This window comes from Polaribacter sejongensis (assembly GCF_038024065.1).
In the GTDB taxonomy this organism is placed as follows: Bacteria; Bacteroidota; Bacteroidia; order Flavobacteriales; family Flavobacteriaceae; genus Polaribacter; species Polaribacter sejongensis.
Map to the genome: position 1 here is coordinate 4,337,152 of NZ_CP150667.1, position 17,219 is coordinate 4,354,370.

Below are 17,219 nucleotides of genomic sequence, written 5' to 3' on the forward strand. Positions count from 1 at the left end.
TTAAATAATAATATGGATAAAGAAAAAATAGAGGTAATATTTACAGATTATTTAAAAAAACAAAACACTCAATATGCTCTTTTATTGAATGGTAAATGGGGTAGTGGAAAGACTTTTTTTTGGAAGAATATATTAAAAGGTATAGCTGGGAAAGAAAAATTTGAAAGTGTTTACATTTCCTTAAATGGTATTAACAGTATTTCCGAATTAGAAGGAGTTTTGTTTACTCAAGTTTTACCTCTAATAAAAAAAATAGAAAATCCGTATTTAATTAATTCGATGCTTCTTTTAAGAAACGCAACAAATGTAGTAGGAAACATATTTGGAGGGGGTACAAAACTTAAGGATTTGTTTTTAGGAGTAAAGACTAATTTCAATTTATCAAAAACGGTTTTTTGTTTTGATGATTTAGAGAGGTGTAGTGTGTCTATAGATGAAGTGTTAGGCTTTATTAATAATTACACTGAGCATAAAAATGTTAAAGTAATTATTTGTGGAGATGAATCTGAAATAATAGAAAAGGATAAATACAATAGAATTAAAGAAAAAACGATAGGCAACGTTTTAGCTTATTTACCTAATTTGGACTCTATATATCAGACAATAATATATAGGTATTCTGAAGATAAACTTTTTGAAAAGTTTTTAAGGGATTATAAAAGTGAAATATTGAGTGAATTTAAAAAACACGGGATATTAAACTTGAGAACTCTAAATTTTTGTATAGATGTTATTAAATATATTCATCCTGTCATTAAATCGATAGGCAAGGAGTCTGTACTTAAAATTATTTTTTTTATTAGTATTATATGTATTGAATATAAAAATGGAAAATTAACCTCATCAGACTATAAGGACGCTAAAGGCTTAGAGGAATTAAATTATTACGACTTAGGTGATTTAGAATTGAATATTGATAACCTACTTAACTTTAAAGCAGATGATAATGAGAAGGACAAAAAAGTTGAGTATAATGAATACTTCAAGAAGAAATATATTAATAACGATAATATAAAACTGTATAAGTTTTATAAGCCAGTTTTCACTTTTATTTTAACAGGCTTTTTAAACAAAAATAAATTAATAGAAATTTTAAAAGCTGACAAAATTCATCTTGAATTAGAAGAGACAAAACAGTTTAACAAATTAATGGGTTATAATTTCAGAGATCTAAGTAATGAGGAGTTTAATACATTAACATCTGTTGTTATTAAATATGCTGAAGAAGGAAAGTATAGTCTTTATGATATGGTCACTATTAATAATAATTATCTATTTTATATAAACAATGATTTATTAAATCTTACAGAACAAAAACTTAACTTATACTTAGAGTCAGGGCTTGAAAAGCTTAAGGATAATGGGGAAATTGATGTGAGTAAAATGGACGGTCTAAAACATTTTTATAATCAAAGAACCCCAGAAGAACAGGCGTTTGTCTTAAAAGTGGAAGAGATACACAATCAAATATATAATTTAGATGTTCAGAAAAAGGCATTAGAATTATTTGAAATTTTAAATAAGAATAATAAAGAGTTAAAAGAGTTTTTTACGAAATATAATTATAGTAATGAGCTCTTTAAATTTTTAGATGTTGATTTGGTTTTTGAAATAATTACAGAAGAGATGTCTAATGAGATGTTGAAAAATTTAATTATTCAATTAAAGATTAGGTATGAAAACTTCTATTTTGAAAATTACATTGAAGACTTACCTTTCTTTGAAGATTTAGATGTCCTTCTATATTGTTATATAGAGGGAAATATAATTTTACAACCGAAAAAATTTTTGATAAAAGATTTAAGTTCAGTAGTTGAGAGTATTTTAGATAAATTGTCTGAAGATTTATAAAACTAAAATAAATATTTTTTTTTAATTACTTAGATACCAAAATTGTAATGTTTTTTGTCAGTAATTAAAATAGGTCGTCTGTTCAATTAAATTGGATAAAGTTTTGAATGAAACAAAAGGGTTCAAGTTAATCCAAAGTTTGAAAGAAAAATAAAGAATGTGTTAAGGTCAAAAGGAACCAAGAAGTCGTTTGCAAGTGATTGGCCAAAAGAAATTTATAAAATTTTAGAACAAACATTTTATCAATTTCTATCTATTATGGAGTCTGATTACTTAAGATCCTTAGACCAATAAATAATATTGAGATGTCCACGCACAATACGTGCATTATCATCCATATTGATCTGATCAAGAATGTGCTGAATTTTTCCAAGAAGTACTTTGTTTTGTGATCCGAAATTAGAACTCTTTTGAAGTTCCTCTATTTTTTTGTCAAGCAGCTTGCGCCATTTGTGTTTGTTGTCTAAATAGATAATTTGGTTTACAATATGGTTTTCATTTAGCGTAAGCCCTAGGCCATCAATAAACCCTTGATGAAATACAAAATCATCTGTAGTGAATTTCTCATTGGTTTTGCTACTCTGTACACTTTCGCCAAAGCACAGTTCGCTATTGATGGCAAGGGCATCAAAATAATTTTCGCCAATATTGACGTTTTTCTTATCAAGTACTATATCAGTGTCATAACCTTTATTAAAACCATTAAAATAGTCGGTAGTAAGTTGTTGAATTTCCTCTTTTTCTAATGGTAGAAAGGTTGTTTTTCTACAATTGTTAATAAAGGAAATAGCATCTGTTACCGAGTTGGTAAAGCTTTTTACGTTGTCATCTAGTTCTTGTACAATTCCCTTTGTTACCTTTCGAAAAGGATTTACATATTTAGGATTGTTTAATGTTTTGTTTTTTGTTAAGATGAAAAATAAATAACAATTGTGGTTTATATATTCACGTCCTTTAAAATGAGTATGTGTAGCTTTTTCTAAGAAAGTGGTATTCGGTAGTTTTTCTGAAGTATATGTTTTTTTGAGATAAATGTCTTGTTTGTGAACGATCGTTCCTACAGGTAGCGATTTTAAAGACTGAAACCAAGCTCCATGTATATCTTCAAAATCTTTTTCGGATAAGGAGTAGATTTCTGGAAGATTCCCTTTAAAACATAAGACAACATTACCATTGTTGGCAAAAATGATATTGTCTTGAATATCTGCAATTGGATGGTGTGTAGAAAGATTAATCTTGTTCATAATTGAAACCTGAATTTCTTTTGTTAGAGATTATTTTTGGGAAGACCTTAGATATTTGAAATAATTGAGGATGATGAACTATTCGAATTAATGCGACATATAAGGCAGCGTTGAAAATTAAAAGACCAATAATTACCCAGAAGCTAAATGAAAAGATAATAACCATAAGGGTGGCAAGTATAGCCATCATCATTAATGCAAAAAGAGAAATAGGTAAACCGAAAATTTCCGCACTTTTACGAATATTTTTATAGGTGGCTAACTTTTTCATGTTTATACCACTATTCCAATTAAATACGTGAAAATTCCTACGACTGCTCCAGCAATTAGTACAAAGACTAAAACACGCGTAATTCCTTTTTTTAGGTCGGCATTTTCACCGAAAAAGTGCCCTGCGTTAAATAGGAAACCAACTAAGAAAATAACTCCTAGAATTATAGGGAAAATAGTTCTTATAGTATCGGATACATCATCAACGGATTCTTCAATACCACCAATTTGTGCAGAAAGTGAGGTAGAGAGTAATAATAAGAGAGTTGCTAAATAAATTGATTTTTTCATTTTAAAATATTTTAAATTATAAGGTTGTTTTTGATATTTTAAATTTACATATATTTGTTTTTAAATAATTGATAATCAGTTGTTTATTTGTAAAATATTGTTTGTCGTGAGTTGAGTTAAATTGTTGTTATTTGACATCAAACACTATGAGTTTTGAAAAATAAAATATTTAAAAGCGGAAAAATGAAATGAAAAAAGTGCTTAAAAACGTCAGTTTTATCTTTTTGTTACTAAAAATGTGTGTCATTTTTGGGCAGGAAAATGTGAAACAAAAAAGAATACTTATTGATGTTGGACATGGAGGAAATGATTCCGGAGCTATCGGATTAAATGACATGAAAGAAAAGGATGTGGTACTAAATGTTGCTTTGGAGATTTTTAGACAAAATAAGCAATTAGACAAACCATTGGATATCTATTTAAGTCGATATACAGATGCATTTATTTCTTTGTCGGATAGAACTAAATTAGGCAAAACATTAAAAGCGGATATTTTTATTTCGATGCATTGCAATCATTCTAATAACCCAAATGCGAGAGGGATTGAAGTTTATGTGGGGAAAAACTTATCGGAGAATTCTAAACAAAGTACCTGGTTGGCATTTCAATTACAAACTGTATTTAAAAAACAATTGGGTTTTGAAAGTAGGGGAGTGAAGTTTGCTAATTTTCAAGTACTACGAGAATCAATCGATTATTATCCTGCTGTATTATTGGAATTGGGGTTTCTAAGTAATTTGGATGAATGTCGCTATTTTGCAAACAAACAAAAAATCGCATTGATTGCTCAAGCGATTTTGTTCACATTAAAAAAAATAAAATGATGAAAGACCTATTCTTAGAAGTAACGAAAAGTTTAAAAGAAATTATAACACACTTTATTTCGGAAATAATTTTATGGTTTAAAAGTTTCAGAGGTTGAATTAAGTTCTTTTATCTGCAGATCCTTTATCAAATGCAATCAAATTGAATAGTTCACGCATTCTACTACGAACCCGATTTCCGTATCGTTCTTCGAGTTCTTCGGCATTTAAGTTGGTGGTTGCATGTGTTTTAATTTTGTGTTTGGTTTGAAGGTAAAGCTCATAGCGAGATAACAATACTTCTCCCATTACATTTAAATCTTTGCCATAAAATCTTCCTGCAGGTTCAATACCTAAATCATCAAAACAGAAAAATTTAGAGTTGCCATAAGATTCGATGGTTTTAAAACCCAAATGATTAAAACTGAAAGTTACATTTCTACACGGAATCATTTCATAAGGAAGTTGTAACGGAACCAGGTGTCTCAGTAGTTTCATTAAAGTTGTTTTACCACAACCAATAGGACCAGAAAGAAGAATTCCTTTGTCTGTATCTATTCCGTATTTTTTACAATTTTCTTTGTCTTTGATGTAATAGTAGCATAGTTTACGAATGATTTCCTTGTCTTCATTATAGATTTTGAAATGCCGACCAAAGAGCAATCTACCTTTAGCGTTTAAGTATATCAAAACTTTATCAAAATCGTATATAACGTTTTTACCATCAAAATCTCCAAGCGAATACTCTACGCTTCCTTCGGTTATTTTAGAGGGGTTGTCCATAATTTTTGTTTTTAGTAGTTCTTAAGTTGTCCTTGAATTGGGATACCTGTTTTTTATTTTTTATGCCGAAAACTTTGGTTCTATTCATCCAATTAATAGCTAAAGCACGCCAATCTCGAATTTCATTTCCATCGCTAGTTTTCCAATTTCGAGATTCGTAATATTCGAAGAATTTTTTTCCTTCATCAGGATTAAAAAAAGATTCTTTAAAAAAAATAATAACAGTCTGCCTGCCCTTTGGTTTTATATTGTTTATTTGTTTTAGACTGTTTATATTTGATACCAATGCTTGTCCTTCTTTGGGATTGTGAGAGTTGATTACTGGTTCATAGATGGGACTGTTTTGTTTCTCAACAGGTTTACCTCTAGGACAGTACTGTTCTGCTAGTTGTTCTAATATGGGATTGTATTGTTCTGAAGATGTTTCAATGTTAGTATCAATAATAACCATCTTAATTTTACTTCCTTTATAGGGGTTTTTGGAAGGGAAATAGAAAAGATAATCCCAGGAATTTAAGTCCCTTAGGCATCTGTGGTATGTAGATTTTGAACCTATTTTGGAAGCAACCATTAAATCTCTTCGATTTATATAGAAATCATCTGCAAAACGACAACTGTTCCATTCTAGGAATAGCGCCATATACAGACTGATGTGTGTAGGGTTTAGGCGATCATCAAAAAAGAATTTTCCGAAGGCTGCATTTAGTAATTTGATATAATTCATATCCTAAGAATTTATCATGTGATGCATACGGTTTGCAGTCATAACACTTTGAATTTCTTCTGCCTCATAGAAGATAATTCCTCCTATTTTGGTGTAAGGTAAAGTCCCATTTATACGGAGATTCTGAAGTGTACCAGGACTTATTTGTAGTAAATCCATAATTTCAGATGATTTTAGGTATTTTTTTAGTTTTCCTTTAGATTGTTTTACTAAAAGGTTTTTAATATCATCTAGTAATTCCAGTTTGAACTCTAGAAGATCGTCTGTGGTAATAATACTTGTAGGCATGAGGTTGTGGTTTTAGAGAAAGGGACTGCTATCCATGAATTTGGCAGTCCCTGACTTGATTTAACTTTCGTTCTACAAAATTGTGCAGTTTTATTGGATTTCCTTCTCCATGAAGACCGTATACGGTTAAAATTTAACATTTTGAAATTTGAAGTGTTTTGGGTATATTTGAGTGTTGTTATTTTAATTTTCACTACCAAAAGAGTACAACTAAAATGAAAAGTGGTGGAAAAAGGAGATGACCCTAGGTCGACCGTATAACGTTCTTTTTTAGAGGTTGGAATTTAGTAATATAGATACACTTATTCTTCACTTTTATTCATTTCAGATATTATTCCTGTTGAGAGTTCATCAAGAAATAATGTCCTACTATTCTTCCGGTTTTTGATATCCTGATAGGTTTTGTAGATATCTTTAGGTGTAATATCAAATACTTGCTGAAGATGTTCTGATACTTTTATAATAGTCATATTATTTTCTCTACCTAAACCTTTTACGTATAGTGCATAAAGTAATTCTACACAATTTGTGTTATTAAATGGCCAATGTATTTTAGCTTTTATAATAGCATGAGTTTCATTTAGATTATTTTTAATGATATATTTTTTCTTATCGAGATAAGTAACTAAAGAATCGTACGCCTTATATTTACCTAAAAGCATATCTCTTGGTGTGCAAAAATCAGGATCTTGAAAATAAAAATTTGAGGTGGTAATATGACATTTTCCCAGGTATTCTCTGGTGTAATATTCTTTGTCAAAATGAGTGGCACCGGAATCCACATAACGTCCAAAATCAAGATTGAAAAGAAAGAATTGGTTAAGTTGACTAATTTTCTTCTTTATAAATTTTAATTGTTCACTCTTATCAGCTTTAGGAAATTGAATTTCAAAAGACCGAATTTCTGAAAAGTAAATAAGTTGAATAAGAGGGATTTGCTTAGTCTTTTTAAAGAACTCTATTTCTTCTTGTATTGTTTGAAATTTTTTAACGAGTATTTTCTTTTTATAAAAACTTAATAAATTACTACAAATTTTGATAGAACAAAGAGCTCTTTGTAAGATGTCTGAATTTTGAATTTTTATTTCATTCAATTCCTTTATAAAATTAGATGTTGGTGATAATGAATTCATAATAGTCTTTTTTATGTTTGGAAATGATGATATGAAAAATTGAAATGGAAATAGTTTTACATGTATTTACAATCTTATAAATAGAACTCTAAAATAGCATTATTATAGAGATAGTCTAGGTTTTCTATCCGTATATCTTTACGGAATATTCCGTATTTTTATACAGATTTCATCTTTTGACAATAAAAAATACTAATAGTATAAGTAGTTATTTCTGCTTATTTAAAAAACGTTTTAAGAATTCACTTCTGTTTTTTACACCAGTTTTTTTAAAAATATTGGAAGCATGTTTTGATACCGTACTTTCTGCGATAAACAACTCTTTAGCAATGTTTTTATAATTTAATTCACTCAGAATAGATAACGTAATTTCAATTTCCCTTCTCGTTAAATCTTCATATATTATTTTTTGTTTTACGAAATCATCCCGTTGTTTTTTCTTTAGAGCAAAGATTTCAAACATTCTGGTATTGTTTTTAATAAAAAATAAATACCGATCTATTTCCATGATCGTTATAGCATAAAAGGCAGTATTCATTAACGTAAATGTTATCCATTGGTAGTCTCCAATGATTGTGAAAACAGGTAGTAAGGCTATACTTGCAAGGCTTAACGTAGAAAGTTTATTTCTTCTTAAAATAAAAGTATTAGAGTTGGAAGGTTTAGAAATGTTTCTATAGAAAATAATGAGAAATACAAAAGCAAAAATAGAAATAGGAATTGTAAAAAGATATCTAGAAAGATTTAATGAACCGCTAATAAAATAGGGGAATAAAAATAACAGAATAAAACCAAAGCTAGTAATTAAAATAACTTTTTTTAGAGTTAAATTGTATTTCAATACGACAATATCATATTCTTTATAAAGGTAATAAATGATATACAGGCATAAGAAAATTGCTACGCTATAAGTAATGATGTATTGAATAATTAAAGGACCTGGGAAATTAACTATAGGAAGAAAACCTCCAGTAATATTATAAGCTATAATTGAAAAACCAAGATAAATAAAATGTTTTAAGCTACTGTGTGTTTTCTTGAAGGATACGTAAAGTAAATACAAAACGATGGCTGTATCTATTAATAAATAGAAGAATGTTGTCCAATGTATTGAAGTTCCAAACATTATTTTTTTTTAATCTTTTGTACAAGTAACTTTAGATTTCCCGAACCTATTGCACTATTTTTTTTAATAGATTTTCAATTTTATATTCAAAACTAATATTAGCATTTTCAGGAAATGGGTAATGTTAGTATTTGTTTCAGTTTTTTGGGAGAGGATCTACTTCTTCAATAGTTTTACAAATTGTAAGAGTTTGAAGAATAAGTTTTAGGAGTTTGCTTTTACTCTATAAATATAGCGTTTATCAATGACAATAAAAAAACAAAGAAAAGGATTTTAGAATATGTGAAGTTTTGTATTCGTCAGACGGATGTTATTTTTATAACAGAACAAGCAATTAATTAGGTTTTTATTTTTGAAGTGCTTCGGTTAAAAAAATTATCCATTTAAGAAGTTCTCAAATCTGAAGATGTTTTATTGGCTTTAAAAGGACGTTGATATTGAGAAAAGCATAATGTTCTCTTTATTTAAAGTACTAATTACAGCAATTAATAATTTTTAACGGAATATGTGTTGTTTTGAGGTAAAGAATAAAAAAAATCAATTTGTTGTACCTATGTTGTACCTAAACAAAAAAAGCCAAGATATAAATCTTGACTTTCTGTACTATACTTGTAGCGAGAACGGGATTTGAACCCGTGACCTCAGGGTTATGAATCCTGCGCTCTAACCAACTGAGCTACCTCGCCATTGTTTTGAGGCTGCAAATATAGTAGAATTTTACGAACTGGCAAGAACTGTTTTAAATTTTTTTTAAAAAGAATTAATAACTATCTTGTCAACCTAAGAAAATAATAATGGATAAAATAAAATTCGAACTAGAAATAGCTATTCACGCATCGCCTCACATGTTGTATCAGTACATCTCATCACCTTCTAATTTACAAGAGTGGTTTGCAGATAAGGTAAACTCTAGAGGTAAAGAATATAGCTTTACTTGGGAAGGAGAAGAAGAAATTGCAGAATTGATCACCAAAAAAACAGATGATAGAATCCGTTTTAAATGGGTAGAGAGTGAGGGAGATGATAGTTATTTTGAAATTAAGATTCAAGTTGATGCATTAACTAAAGACGTTTCTTTAATTATTACAGATTTTGCAGATGATGAAGATGAAGTAGAGGAGTCTAAGCAACTATGGGAAAATCAAATTGATGAATTAAGACACACTATTGGTGCTTAAGTTTTAGCCTTTCTTTTGCAACAGTATTATTCAGTTAAATACTTTGTATTCTTTGTGGTTTAACACATATTATTAAAATATAAAACTCAACATTATTGTTGAGTTTTTTTATGCTAAAATATTTTAAAAAGCATTAATTTTGCAACTCTAAAAAAATGTATTTATGATTAACTTTAATGGAGCGTTAATAGATCCAGAAAATATAAAATTATCATCAGAAAATAGAGCTTTTAAATATGGTGACGCCATTTTTGAAACTGTAAAAGTGATGCATAAAAAAGTGGTTTTTTGGGAAGATCATTATTTTAGATTAATGGCCTCTATGAGAATGTTACGTATGAAAATTCCTATGGAGTTTACGTTAGAGTTTCTAGAAAAAGAAATTTTAAAAACGGTTGCTGCACAAGGAGACGACGCTACATATAGAGTCCGATTAAATGTTTTTAGAAAAGATGGTGGTTTGTATACACCTAAAACTAATAAAATAGATTACACTATAGAAGCTGCAGAAAGTTCTTATCAGATAAAGGACTCTTATTCTTTAGATGTTTATAAAGATTTTTATAATTATTCGGGGCTTTTATCAACCATAAAAACCAATAATAGAATGTTGAATACTTTAGCTAGTATTTTTGCAGAAGAAAATGAGTTAGACAATTGCATTTTATTAAATGAAAAAAAGGGAGTAGTAGAAGTTACTAATGGAAATATATTTGTAATTAAAGGAAATGTTATTAAAACGCCAGCATTAACTGAAGGTTGTATAAAAGGAATTGCCCGTAATAAGGTAATTGAGATTTTATCTAAAAACAAAGATTTTACGCTAGAGGAGACTTCAATATCACCTTTTGAAATACAAAAAGCAGACGAAGTATTTATTACAAATGCAATTATTGGAGTACAACCAGTTACTGGGTATAAGAAAAAAGTATTTACTACAGAGATTGGAAAGAAAATAGCAGGTAATTTAAAAGTATTACAAATTACGGGTGTTTAATTTAAATTAAAATCACTGGGGGCATTTGCCCAAAGCTTATAATTGCCTCCTTTTTGTAGTAATTTATTTTTCCATAGACTTTCATCGTCCATGGAAAAAATATTTTCGAAATCATTATCACCTACAAACCATGAATTTTGATTCATTTCTTGGTCTAGTTGTTCTTTGCCCCAACCAGAATATCCTAAGAAAAAACGAATATCAGATGCTTTTAAGGTGTCTGTGTTTAATAAATCCTTTAAACACTCAAAACTTCCTCCCCAAAATATTCCGTTAGCAACTTCTATACTATCTGGGAGTAGTTGTGGTACTTTATGTACAAAGTACAAGTTATCTTGTTCTACAGGACCACCTTGATATACAGGGAAATTACAATCAATTTCTGGCAACAAATCATTAATAGTATACTCTAAAGGTCTATTTAAGATGAAGCCAACAGAATTACTAGAAGTGTGTTCTGTTAATAAGACTATAGTTCTATTAAAGGCGCTATCGTTTAAAATAGCTGGTTCTGCAATTAATAATTTACCTTTATTTAGTTTCAAATTTTTGATTTAAAATAGTTATGTTAAATATAATAAAAATTTTCATAAAAAAAAGCCCTCTTAAAAAAGAGAGCTTTTTATATACTTTAAAACTATATGTTTTAGTTTACAGCGTCGCTTAAACCAGCTCCAGCTTTAAATTTAGCTACGTTTTTAGCAGCAATTTCAATAGTTTTTCCTGTTTGAGGATTTCTACCAGTTCTAGCAGCTCTGTTAGAAACAGAGAATGTACCGAAACCAACTAATGCAACTTTATCACCACCTTTTAAAGCAGAAGTTACATTGTCTGTAAAAGATTCTAATGCCGCTTTAGCTGCTACTTTAGAAATTCCTGCATCAGCAGCCATTGCATCGATTAAATCTGACTTGTTCATAATAAATAAATTTTTTAAAATTAATTGTATATTTTTTGCTTAATAGCTTAACAAATATAGATGGATTAAGGGTTTACGCAAATTTGAGTGCATAAAAAGCACCTTTTTGTTAATAAATATGTGTAAATTGTTAATAAAGGTAGTTGGAAATAACGGAAATCTGTAAAAACCTTACAGATAAAGGCTTTAGAAGACATTCGCTTCAGAAGAAAAATTATAGCCATTTAGTAAACTTTTTGCATCCATTTTTTTCTTTCCAGATAGTTTTATTTCATCAATAATAATGAAACCGCCATGAACAGCTACTTTTAATTCTTTTTTGGTGGCAATTATTTCACCAATTTCAAAAGCATGAGCTTCTTCTAAAATTTCTTTTCTAATGGCATAGATTTTAGCAGTTATTTCTTCTTCTTCATTTTTAATGATAGTCCAAGCTGCCGGAAAAGGGTTTAAACCTCTAATTTTATTATAGATGTTGTCTAAAGAATCTGTCCAATCTATTCTACAATTTTCAGGATTCAATTTAGAAGCAGATTTTTCTTCTAAATCTGGTTGTTTTGTCGTGGTTACTTTTTCCGTAGCAATTAGGTCTATGGTCTTACCAACTAAATCGGCTCCTAAAAACATTAATTTATCATGCAACGTACCAACTGTTTCTGTTTCTGAAACCGCTATTTCTTCTTGTAAGATGATTTCTCCAGTATCAATTTTATCATCAATAAAAAAAGTAGTTACACCTGTTTTAGTTTCTCCATTTATAATTGCCCAATGTATGGGCGCTGCACCTCTATATTCTGGTAATAAAGAAGCGTGTAAGTTAAACGTACCATATTTAGGTATTTGCCAAACTATTTTTGGTAACATTCTAAAAGCGACTACAATTTGTACATCGGCATTTAAACTTTTTAATTCTGTATTAAAATCTTCATTTTTTAAATTGGTAGGTTGCAAAATTGGTAAATTTACCGAAGTTGCATATTTTTTTACTGCAGATTCATTTAACTTTCGTCCTCTTCCTGCGGGTTTGTCTGCAGCTGTAATAACACCAACTACATTATAATCATTTTCTACCAAATGCTTTAAAATAGTAACAGCAAAATCTGGAGTTCCCATAAAAACAATACGCATATCTTTCATAATTAGTGGATTAATTGGTATTTATTCTGATGATTAATTTTTATTTTATCATCTGTTAATAGTTGTCGCAAATGTATTAAAATGTCTTTTTCATCCGCTACTAAAGAAGCACTAATTTCTTGGGATGATAAAACTTGCTTATTCTTTAAAAGTAGTATTATTTCTGATGCTAAATTTTTGGTTGGCTTTCTGTTTTCTGAAATACAAACATCGCAAATACCACATTTTTCGGTTTTTATTTCATCAAAATAACTTAATACCTGGTTACTTCTACAAACTGAATTGTTATTTATAAAAGCAATTAAATCTTCGGATTTTTGTTTTTTCTGATGGATGAATTGCTTCATTTCTCTAGAAGACCTATTTATAGTATAATCATCTTCTCGTGGTACTAAAAATAGGAGTTCTGCATCATTTTTCACGGGCTTATAAGCTATAATATTGTCTTTTTCTAAACGTTCAAAATTTGCTAAAACAAGATTGGTAGTTAAACCAGATTTTTTAGCGATAAAAAATTCATCAATCTTAACTTCTTCCTCAAATAAACCAGCATAGGTTCTTAATATAGAATTGGTAAAATTTTTAATTATAGGATTTTTATCCAAATAATTTAAAACCGTTTTACTGTTCACAATAAATTGCAACGTAGATTTTTTGTTATACTGATTACTAATTTCTATAATTCCGTTATTAGCTAATATTTTAAGAGCAGTATCTACTTTTAATACGGAATAATTATACTTTTTAGAAAATTCTAAAAGATTAAAAGAATAAGATTCTTCGCTTAATTCGCCCAAAGAAATTCTAAAATATTGATATAATTTTCTGTGGATTTCTTTAATTTCAGAGATGCTTAATAATGTTTTTGCTAAACGTTCTTTAAATAATAAAACATCACTTTTGTTATATAACAAAACGGCAAACGATTTTTTACCACTTCTACCAGCTCTACCAGTTTCTTGTACATAATTTTCGATGCTTGTAGGCAAGTCTAAATGAATAACCAAACCAACGTTTGCTTTGTCAATTCCCATTCCGAAGGCATTTGTAGCCACTATTATGGGAGTTTTTTCGGTCATCCAATTTTCAAAAGAAATATTTTTTTCTACGGATGATAATCCAGCATGGTAAAAAGAACTTTTAAAATTATTTGCATTTAAAAATGCGGCAATCTGAGCTGTTTTTTTTCTAGAATTAACATAAACAATCGCTGGAGTTTTTGTTTTTGTAAATATCTGAAGTAAACGTTGTAATTTATCTTCAATCGTAAATATTTGATAGGCTAAATTTTCTCTATAAAAAGATTTTTTAAAAAGCTGTGGTTCTTTTAATTCAAGGTTTTTTTCAATATCACCAAGAACTTTTTGGTTTGCAGTCGCTGTTAAAGCGATAAAAGGAATATCTGGTTTTAATTCTCTTAATATATTGATGTTTCTGTATGAAGGTCTAAAATCATGTCCCCATTCAGAAATACAATGTGCTTCATCAATAGCGATTAAATTAACGTTTAATTCTTTTATTTTCTGTTGAATAAAGTAAGATTGCAACCTTTCTGGAGAAAGATATAAGAATTTTATGCCTCCAAATTTAACATTGTCAAACAATGTTATCATTTCATCTTGTGTAGAACCCGATTTAATAGTTGTGGCTTTTATTCCTTTCTGAGTTAAGTTTTCTACCTGATCTTGCATTAAAGCAATTAAAGGTGAAATAACCAAACAGACACCTTCTTGTGCCAAAGCCGGAATTTGAAAGCAGATAGATTTTCCGCCACCTGTTGGCAGTAATGCAATGACATCTTTTTGATCTAAAGATGCTGTAATTATTTCTTCTTGTTGGGGTCTGAATTCAGAAAAGCCCCAATATTTTTTTAATATTTCTTTTGGCGAAATCATAATTCGCAAGCAAGCGAATTTATAACAAAATCTGTTCTTTCTTTTAAAGAGCCAAAAGGGACATTAATTATTGCGTATCCTAAATCAGTATAAGATTTCATTAAAAATCGGTCTATTTCGGTGGTTTCTTCAAAGGATTCATAGCGCTCGTTATCAGTGATGTGAATGTCTTTCCAAGGAGAGAAATGAAAAATTTTAGTATATTTATAAAGATTACATTTTTCGAAAAATGTTGCTGGATAGTCGGTTTTAAAATAATCCATATATGCATGAACATCAGGGATTCCTCTATCAAAAAAAACAACTTCTTGCTCGCTTTTATTCGCTTCTAAAAATTGTTTTTCTCTGCCTTCTAAAAGCATTTTGCTAAATAATAAAGGTTCTGTTAAAAACAATTGATCGATTCCTTTTTTTTGAGCTTCTAAGGTTACTTCTCTAGAAATTTCGGGCATACAAAAACACCCTCTATTTGTTAACTCATTTATAACGGAAGTTTTTCCTGTTCCAGGTCCACCTATTAAGACTATTTTTTGCTGCATTTCACAAAAATAAATGAATCTCTTTATAAAACTAATTTTTAATGTAATTTTGTGTCTTGTTGTTTATAATTAATTTAGATTTAAGAAAGTGTTTTTATGAGTGATAAAAAAGAATTTTATAAAAAGTTAAAGAGTCAATTAGACGATACTACAAAGTTTCCGGCAGATTATATGTATAAATTTATTGTACCAACAGATGGCAATCAGGTACAGGAAGTAGAAGATTTATTTAACGATTCTGGAGCAGTAATTAATACAAAAAAATCTAAGACAGGGAAATATGTGAGCGTTTCTATCGTATTAAAGATAGAAAGTTCAGATAAAGTAATTTCTTATTATTTAAAAGCTGAAAAAATTAAAGGAATCATATCATTATAATTAAGTCATTTTATGAAAAAAATAGTTTTATTATTTGTTTTAGGTGCCTCTATGTCTGTCTTCTCGCAAAAGAAAGAGAAAACGTTAATTACAATAGATGGAGAAAAAACAACTGTTTCTGAATTTAAAAGAGTGTATGAAAAGAATTTAGATGCTATAGATAATGAAGAGGCTAAAAGTATTACTAACAATTTAGATTTATATATTAATTATAAGCTTAAAGTAAAAGAAGCTTATGCCATTAATTTAGATACGTTGCCTTCTTATAAAAGAGAAATGGAATCTTATAAAAACCAGCTTTCTGCACCTTATTTACAAGATACTACTTTTATAGATCAATTGGTAAAAGACGCTTATTTTAGAACTAAAAATCAGGTAAAGGCAAAACATATTTTAATGAGATTGCCAAGAGAAGCATCACCAAAAGATACCTTAATGGTTTATAATAAAATCTTAGAATTAAGAGAAAGAATTATAAAAGGTGAAAAGTTTGAAGCATTAGCAGCACAATATTCAGAAGATAGATCTGCTCAAGATGATCCTAAAACAGGAAGAAAAGGGAATGGTGGTAGTTTAGGATATTTCTCTGCTTTTAATATGGTGTATCCTTTTGAGGTTGCTGCGTATTCGACTAAGGTTGGTGAAATTTCTATGCCATTTAAAACACAATTTGGATATCATATTATGCAAGTTGATGATATAAAAGAATCTAAAGGAGAAATTGAAGCGGCACATATTTTAATAAGAGACACCACTGCTGTTGGTAAAATGAAGATAGATAGTATTTATGCTAAATTAAATAATAAAGAAAGTTTTGACGATTTGGCAAAAAAATACTCAGAAGATCCAGGTTCTAAAAATAATGGAGGTAAGCTAGGTAAATTTGGAGCAGGAAGAATGGTAAAATCATTTGATGATGCAGCTTTTGCCTTAGAAAACGTATCAGATTTTTCTAAACCATTTAGAAGTCAGTTTGGTTGGCATATTGTACAATTGTTAAAAAAACATCCTATTAAATCTTTTGATGAAATGAAAGTTGAATTAAAAGAAAAAATAAAAAAGAGTTCTAGAATGCAGTTGTCTGAAGATGCAGTTGTAAATAAATTAAAAAAAGAGTACACAATTATAGAATATGAGGAAGCTAAAAAGATTTTAGATCGTAAAAATCTAAGAGCAATTCCAAAAGATTCATTACAGCATACTATTATTAGTATAAATGATAAAAATATTACACAAGAAACTTTTATAAACTATATTAGAAATAGAAGGCATTTAGCTGTTTTTAAACTTTTTGAAATGTTTAAAGATGATCAAATTCTTACCTATTATAAAGAGAATTTAATTTATACAGAACCAGAATATGCATATACTTTAAAAGAGTATGAAGATGGTTTGTTACTTTTTGAATTGATGCAAGAAAAAATTTGGACAAAGTCTTCTAACGATTCAATTGGCTTGCAAAAGTTCTTTAAGAGCCAAGAGGATACTTATACAACAACCGATTTAGACAGTATAAAAGGACAGGTGATTAATGATTATCAAAACTTTTTAGACAAAAATTGGATTGCAGCTTTAAGAAAGAAAAGTAAAGTTAAAGTGAGCAAAAAGGAATTAAAAAAGTTAATTAAATTTTACGAAAATAAATAATGAAATATATTCTTTC

General features: G+C 28.8%; 18 protein-coding genes, 1 tRNA gene and 1 pseudogene. 6 read left to right on the plus strand and 14 right to left on the minus strand.

Annotation, left to right across the window (positions count from 1 at the left end):
* Window positions 1-12: 12 nt before the first annotated feature.
* A complete protein-coding gene (locus WHD08_RS17770; protein ID WP_208889848.1) occupies window positions 13-1,851 on the plus strand; it encodes a P-loop NTPase fold protein in 1,839 nt (612 codons plus the stop codon).
* 272 nt (window positions 1,852-2,123) lie between these two features.
* Here WHD08_RS17770 and WHD08_RS17775 read toward each other — a convergent pair.
* The 3 genes and pseudogenes from WHD08_RS17775 to WHD08_RS17785 form a co-directional block, all read right to left on the minus strand.
* Window positions 2,124-3,095, minus strand: a pseudogene (locus WHD08_RS17775) (DUF3875 domain-containing protein); the annotation flags it as partial.
* Window positions 3,082-3,366, minus strand: a complete 285-nt coding sequence (locus WHD08_RS17780; protein ID WP_208889847.1) for a VirB3 family type IV secretion system protein — start codon at window positions 3,364-3,366, stop codon at window positions 3,082-3,084. The gene WHD08_RS17780 and the pseudogene WHD08_RS17775, both read right to left, overlap by 14 nt.
* 2 nt (window positions 3,367-3,368) lie before the next feature.
* Window positions 3,369-3,656 carry a hypothetical protein gene (locus WHD08_RS17785; protein WP_208889846.1) on the minus strand — a complete coding sequence of 96 codons (288 nt, stop codon included), beginning with the start codon at window positions 3,654-3,656 and terminating at the stop codon, window positions 3,369-3,371.
* Between the two features lie 188 nt (window positions 3,657-3,844).
* Between WHD08_RS17785 and WHD08_RS17790 the strand changes: the two genes are divergently transcribed.
* Window positions 3,845-4,480 (plus strand): N-acetylmuramoyl-L-alanine amidase family protein, encoded by a 636-nt coding sequence (locus tag WHD08_RS17790; RefSeq protein WP_208889845.1) that lies wholly within the window; start codon window positions 3,845-3,847, stop codon window positions 4,478-4,480.
* 99 nt (window positions 4,481-4,579) lie between these two features.
* Here the strand turns inward: WHD08_RS17790 and WHD08_RS17795 are convergent, their stop codons facing one another.
* The 6 genes from WHD08_RS17795 to WHD08_RS17820 form a co-directional block, all read right to left on the minus strand.
* On the minus strand, window positions 4,580-5,242 hold the full coding sequence (locus tag WHD08_RS17795) for an ATPase (protein ID WP_208889844.1): 663 nt from the start codon (window positions 5,240-5,242) through the stop codon (window positions 4,580-4,582).
* Window positions 5,226-5,966 (minus strand): hypothetical protein, encoded by a 741-nt coding sequence (locus tag WHD08_RS17800; protein WP_208889843.1) that lies wholly within the window; start codon window positions 5,964-5,966, stop codon window positions 5,226-5,228. Before WHD08_RS17800 ends, WHD08_RS17795 begins: the two co-directional genes overlap by 17 nt.
* 3 nt (window positions 5,967-5,969) lie before the next feature.
* Entirely contained in the window at window positions 5,970-6,254 is a 285-nt protein-coding gene (locus WHD08_RS17805; protein ID WP_208889842.1) for a helix-turn-helix domain-containing protein, read from the minus strand.
* A gap of 302 nt (window positions 6,255-6,556) precedes the next feature.
* The gene (locus WHD08_RS17810; protein WP_208889841.1) at window positions 6,557-7,387 is read right to left on the minus strand and encodes an RteC domain-containing protein; all 831 of its coding nucleotides are present in this window, start codon (window positions 7,385-7,387) and stop codon (window positions 6,557-6,559) included.
* Window positions 7,388-7,595: 208 nt separating this feature from the next.
* Window positions 7,596-8,513 carry a helix-turn-helix domain-containing protein gene (locus tag WHD08_RS17815; protein ID WP_208889840.1) on the minus strand — a complete coding sequence of 306 codons (918 nt, stop codon included), beginning with the start codon at window positions 8,511-8,513 and terminating at the stop codon, window positions 7,596-7,598.
* A 612-nt stretch (window positions 8,514-9,125) separates the two neighbouring features.
* Window positions 9,126-9,199 (minus strand) — tRNA-Met (locus WHD08_RS17820).
* Between the two features lie 108 nt (window positions 9,200-9,307).
* Between WHD08_RS17820 and WHD08_RS17825 the strand changes: the two genes are divergently transcribed.
* The gene (locus tag WHD08_RS17825; RefSeq protein WP_165733681.1) at window positions 9,308-9,691 is read left to right on the plus strand and encodes an START-like domain-containing protein; all 384 of its coding nucleotides are present in this window, start codon (window positions 9,308-9,310) and stop codon (window positions 9,689-9,691) included.
* 163 nt (window positions 9,692-9,854) lie between these two features.
* Window positions 9,855-10,688, plus strand: a complete 834-nt coding sequence (locus WHD08_RS17830; protein ID WP_208889839.1) for an aminotransferase class IV — start codon at window positions 9,855-9,857, stop codon at window positions 10,686-10,688.
* Here the strand turns inward: WHD08_RS17830 and WHD08_RS17835 are convergent.
* The 5 genes from WHD08_RS17835 to WHD08_RS17855 form a co-directional block, all read right to left on the minus strand.
* Window positions 10,685-11,242: a YqgE/AlgH family protein gene (locus tag WHD08_RS17835; RefSeq protein WP_165733705.1), complete on the minus strand. Its 558-nt coding sequence runs from the start codon at window positions 11,240-11,242 to the stop codon at window positions 10,685-10,687. The two genes, WHD08_RS17830 and WHD08_RS17835, sit on opposite strands and share 4 nt — an antisense overlap.
* A gap of 92 nt (window positions 11,243-11,334) precedes the next feature.
* Window positions 11,335-11,607: an HU family DNA-binding protein gene (locus WHD08_RS17840; RefSeq protein ID WP_068449845.1), complete on the minus strand. Its 273-nt coding sequence runs from the start codon at window positions 11,605-11,607 to the stop codon at window positions 11,335-11,337.
* Between the two features lie 186 nt (window positions 11,608-11,793).
* Entirely contained in the window at window positions 11,794-12,744 is a 951-nt protein-coding gene (fmt, locus tag WHD08_RS17845) for a methionyl-tRNA formyltransferase (protein WP_208889838.1), read from the minus strand.
* Window positions 12,745-12,746: 2 nt separating this feature from the next.
* Complete coding sequence (locus tag WHD08_RS17850; protein ID WP_244183284.1) at window positions 12,747-14,639, minus strand: RecQ family ATP-dependent DNA helicase; 1,893 nt, start codon at window positions 14,637-14,639, stop codon at window positions 12,747-12,749.
* Entirely contained in the window at window positions 14,636-15,178 is a 543-nt protein-coding gene (locus tag WHD08_RS17855) for an AAA family ATPase (protein ID WP_208889837.1), read from the minus strand. The genes WHD08_RS17850 and WHD08_RS17855 overlap by 4 nt, the downstream gene beginning before the upstream one ends.
* A gap of 96 nt (window positions 15,179-15,274) precedes the next feature.
* Here WHD08_RS17855 and WHD08_RS17860 point away from each other — a divergent pair, with 96 nt between their 5' ends.
* Window positions 15,275-15,556, plus strand: a complete 282-nt coding sequence (locus tag WHD08_RS17860) for a DUF493 family protein (protein ID WP_165733678.1) — start codon at window positions 15,275-15,277, stop codon at window positions 15,554-15,556.
* A 12-nt stretch (window positions 15,557-15,568) separates the two neighbouring features.
* Window positions 15,569-17,203, plus strand: coding sequence for a peptidylprolyl isomerase (locus tag WHD08_RS17865; RefSeq protein WP_208889836.1), 1,635 nt, complete (start codon window positions 15,569-15,571; stop codon window positions 17,201-17,203).
* The last annotated feature ends 16 nt before the right edge of the window (window positions 17,204-17,219 follow it).

Bases quoted from the DNA above. Each gene is read 5' to 3' on its own strand.
- WHD08_RS17770 (WP_208889848.1), top strand. From the start codon at position 13: ATGGATAAAGAAAAAATAGAGGTAATATTTACAGATTATTTAAAAAAA.
- WHD08_RS17780 (WP_208889847.1), bottom strand. From the start codon at position 3,366: ATGAAAAAGTTAGCCACCTATAAAAATATTCGTAAAAGTGCGGAAATT.
- WHD08_RS17785 (WP_208889846.1), bottom strand. From the start codon at position 3,656: ATGAAAAAATCAATTTATTTAGCAACTCTCTTATTATTACTCTCTACC.
- WHD08_RS17790 (WP_208889845.1), top strand. From the start codon at position 3,845: ATGAAAAAAGTGCTTAAAAACGTCAGTTTTATCTTTTTGTTACTAAAA.
- WHD08_RS17795 (WP_208889844.1), bottom strand. From the start codon at position 5,242: ATGGACAACCCCTCTAAAATAACCGAAGGAAGCGTAGAGTATTCGCTT.
- WHD08_RS17800 (WP_208889843.1), bottom strand. From the start codon at position 5,966: ATGAATTATATCAAATTACTAAATGCAGCCTTCGGAAAATTCTTTTTT.
- WHD08_RS17805 (WP_208889842.1), bottom strand. From the start codon at position 6,254: ATGCCTACAAGTATTATTACCACAGACGATCTTCTAGAGTTCAAACTG.
- WHD08_RS17810 (WP_208889841.1), bottom strand. From the start codon at position 7,387: ATGAATTCATTATCACCAACATCTAATTTTATAAAGGAATTGAATGAA.
- WHD08_RS17815 (WP_208889840.1), bottom strand. From the start codon at position 8,513: ATGTTTGGAACTTCAATACATTGGACAACATTCTTCTATTTATTAATA.
- WHD08_RS17825 (WP_165733681.1), top strand. From the start codon at position 9,308: ATGGATAAAATAAAATTCGAACTAGAAATAGCTATTCACGCATCGCCT.
- WHD08_RS17830 (WP_208889839.1), top strand. From the start codon at position 9,855: ATGATTAACTTTAATGGAGCGTTAATAGATCCAGAAAATATAAAATTA.
- WHD08_RS17840 (WP_068449845.1), bottom strand. From the start codon at position 11,607: ATGAACAAGTCAGATTTAATCGATGCAATGGCTGCTGATGCAGGAATT.
- fmt (WP_208889838.1), bottom strand. From the start codon at position 12,744: ATGAAAGATATGCGTATTGTTTTTATGGGAACTCCAGATTTTGCTGTT.
- WHD08_RS17850 (WP_244183284.1), bottom strand. From the start codon at position 14,639: ATGATTTCGCCAAAAGAAATATTAAAAAAATATTGGGGCTTTTCTGAA.
- WHD08_RS17855 (WP_208889837.1), bottom strand. From the start codon at position 15,178: ATGCAGCAAAAAATAGTCTTAATAGGTGGACCTGGAACAGGAAAAACT.
- WHD08_RS17860 (WP_165733678.1), top strand. From the start codon at position 15,275: ATGAGTGATAAAAAAGAATTTTATAAAAAGTTAAAGAGTCAATTAGAC.
- WHD08_RS17865 (WP_208889836.1), top strand. From the start codon at position 15,569: ATGAAAAAAATAGTTTTATTATTTGTTTTAGGTGCCTCTATGTCTGTC.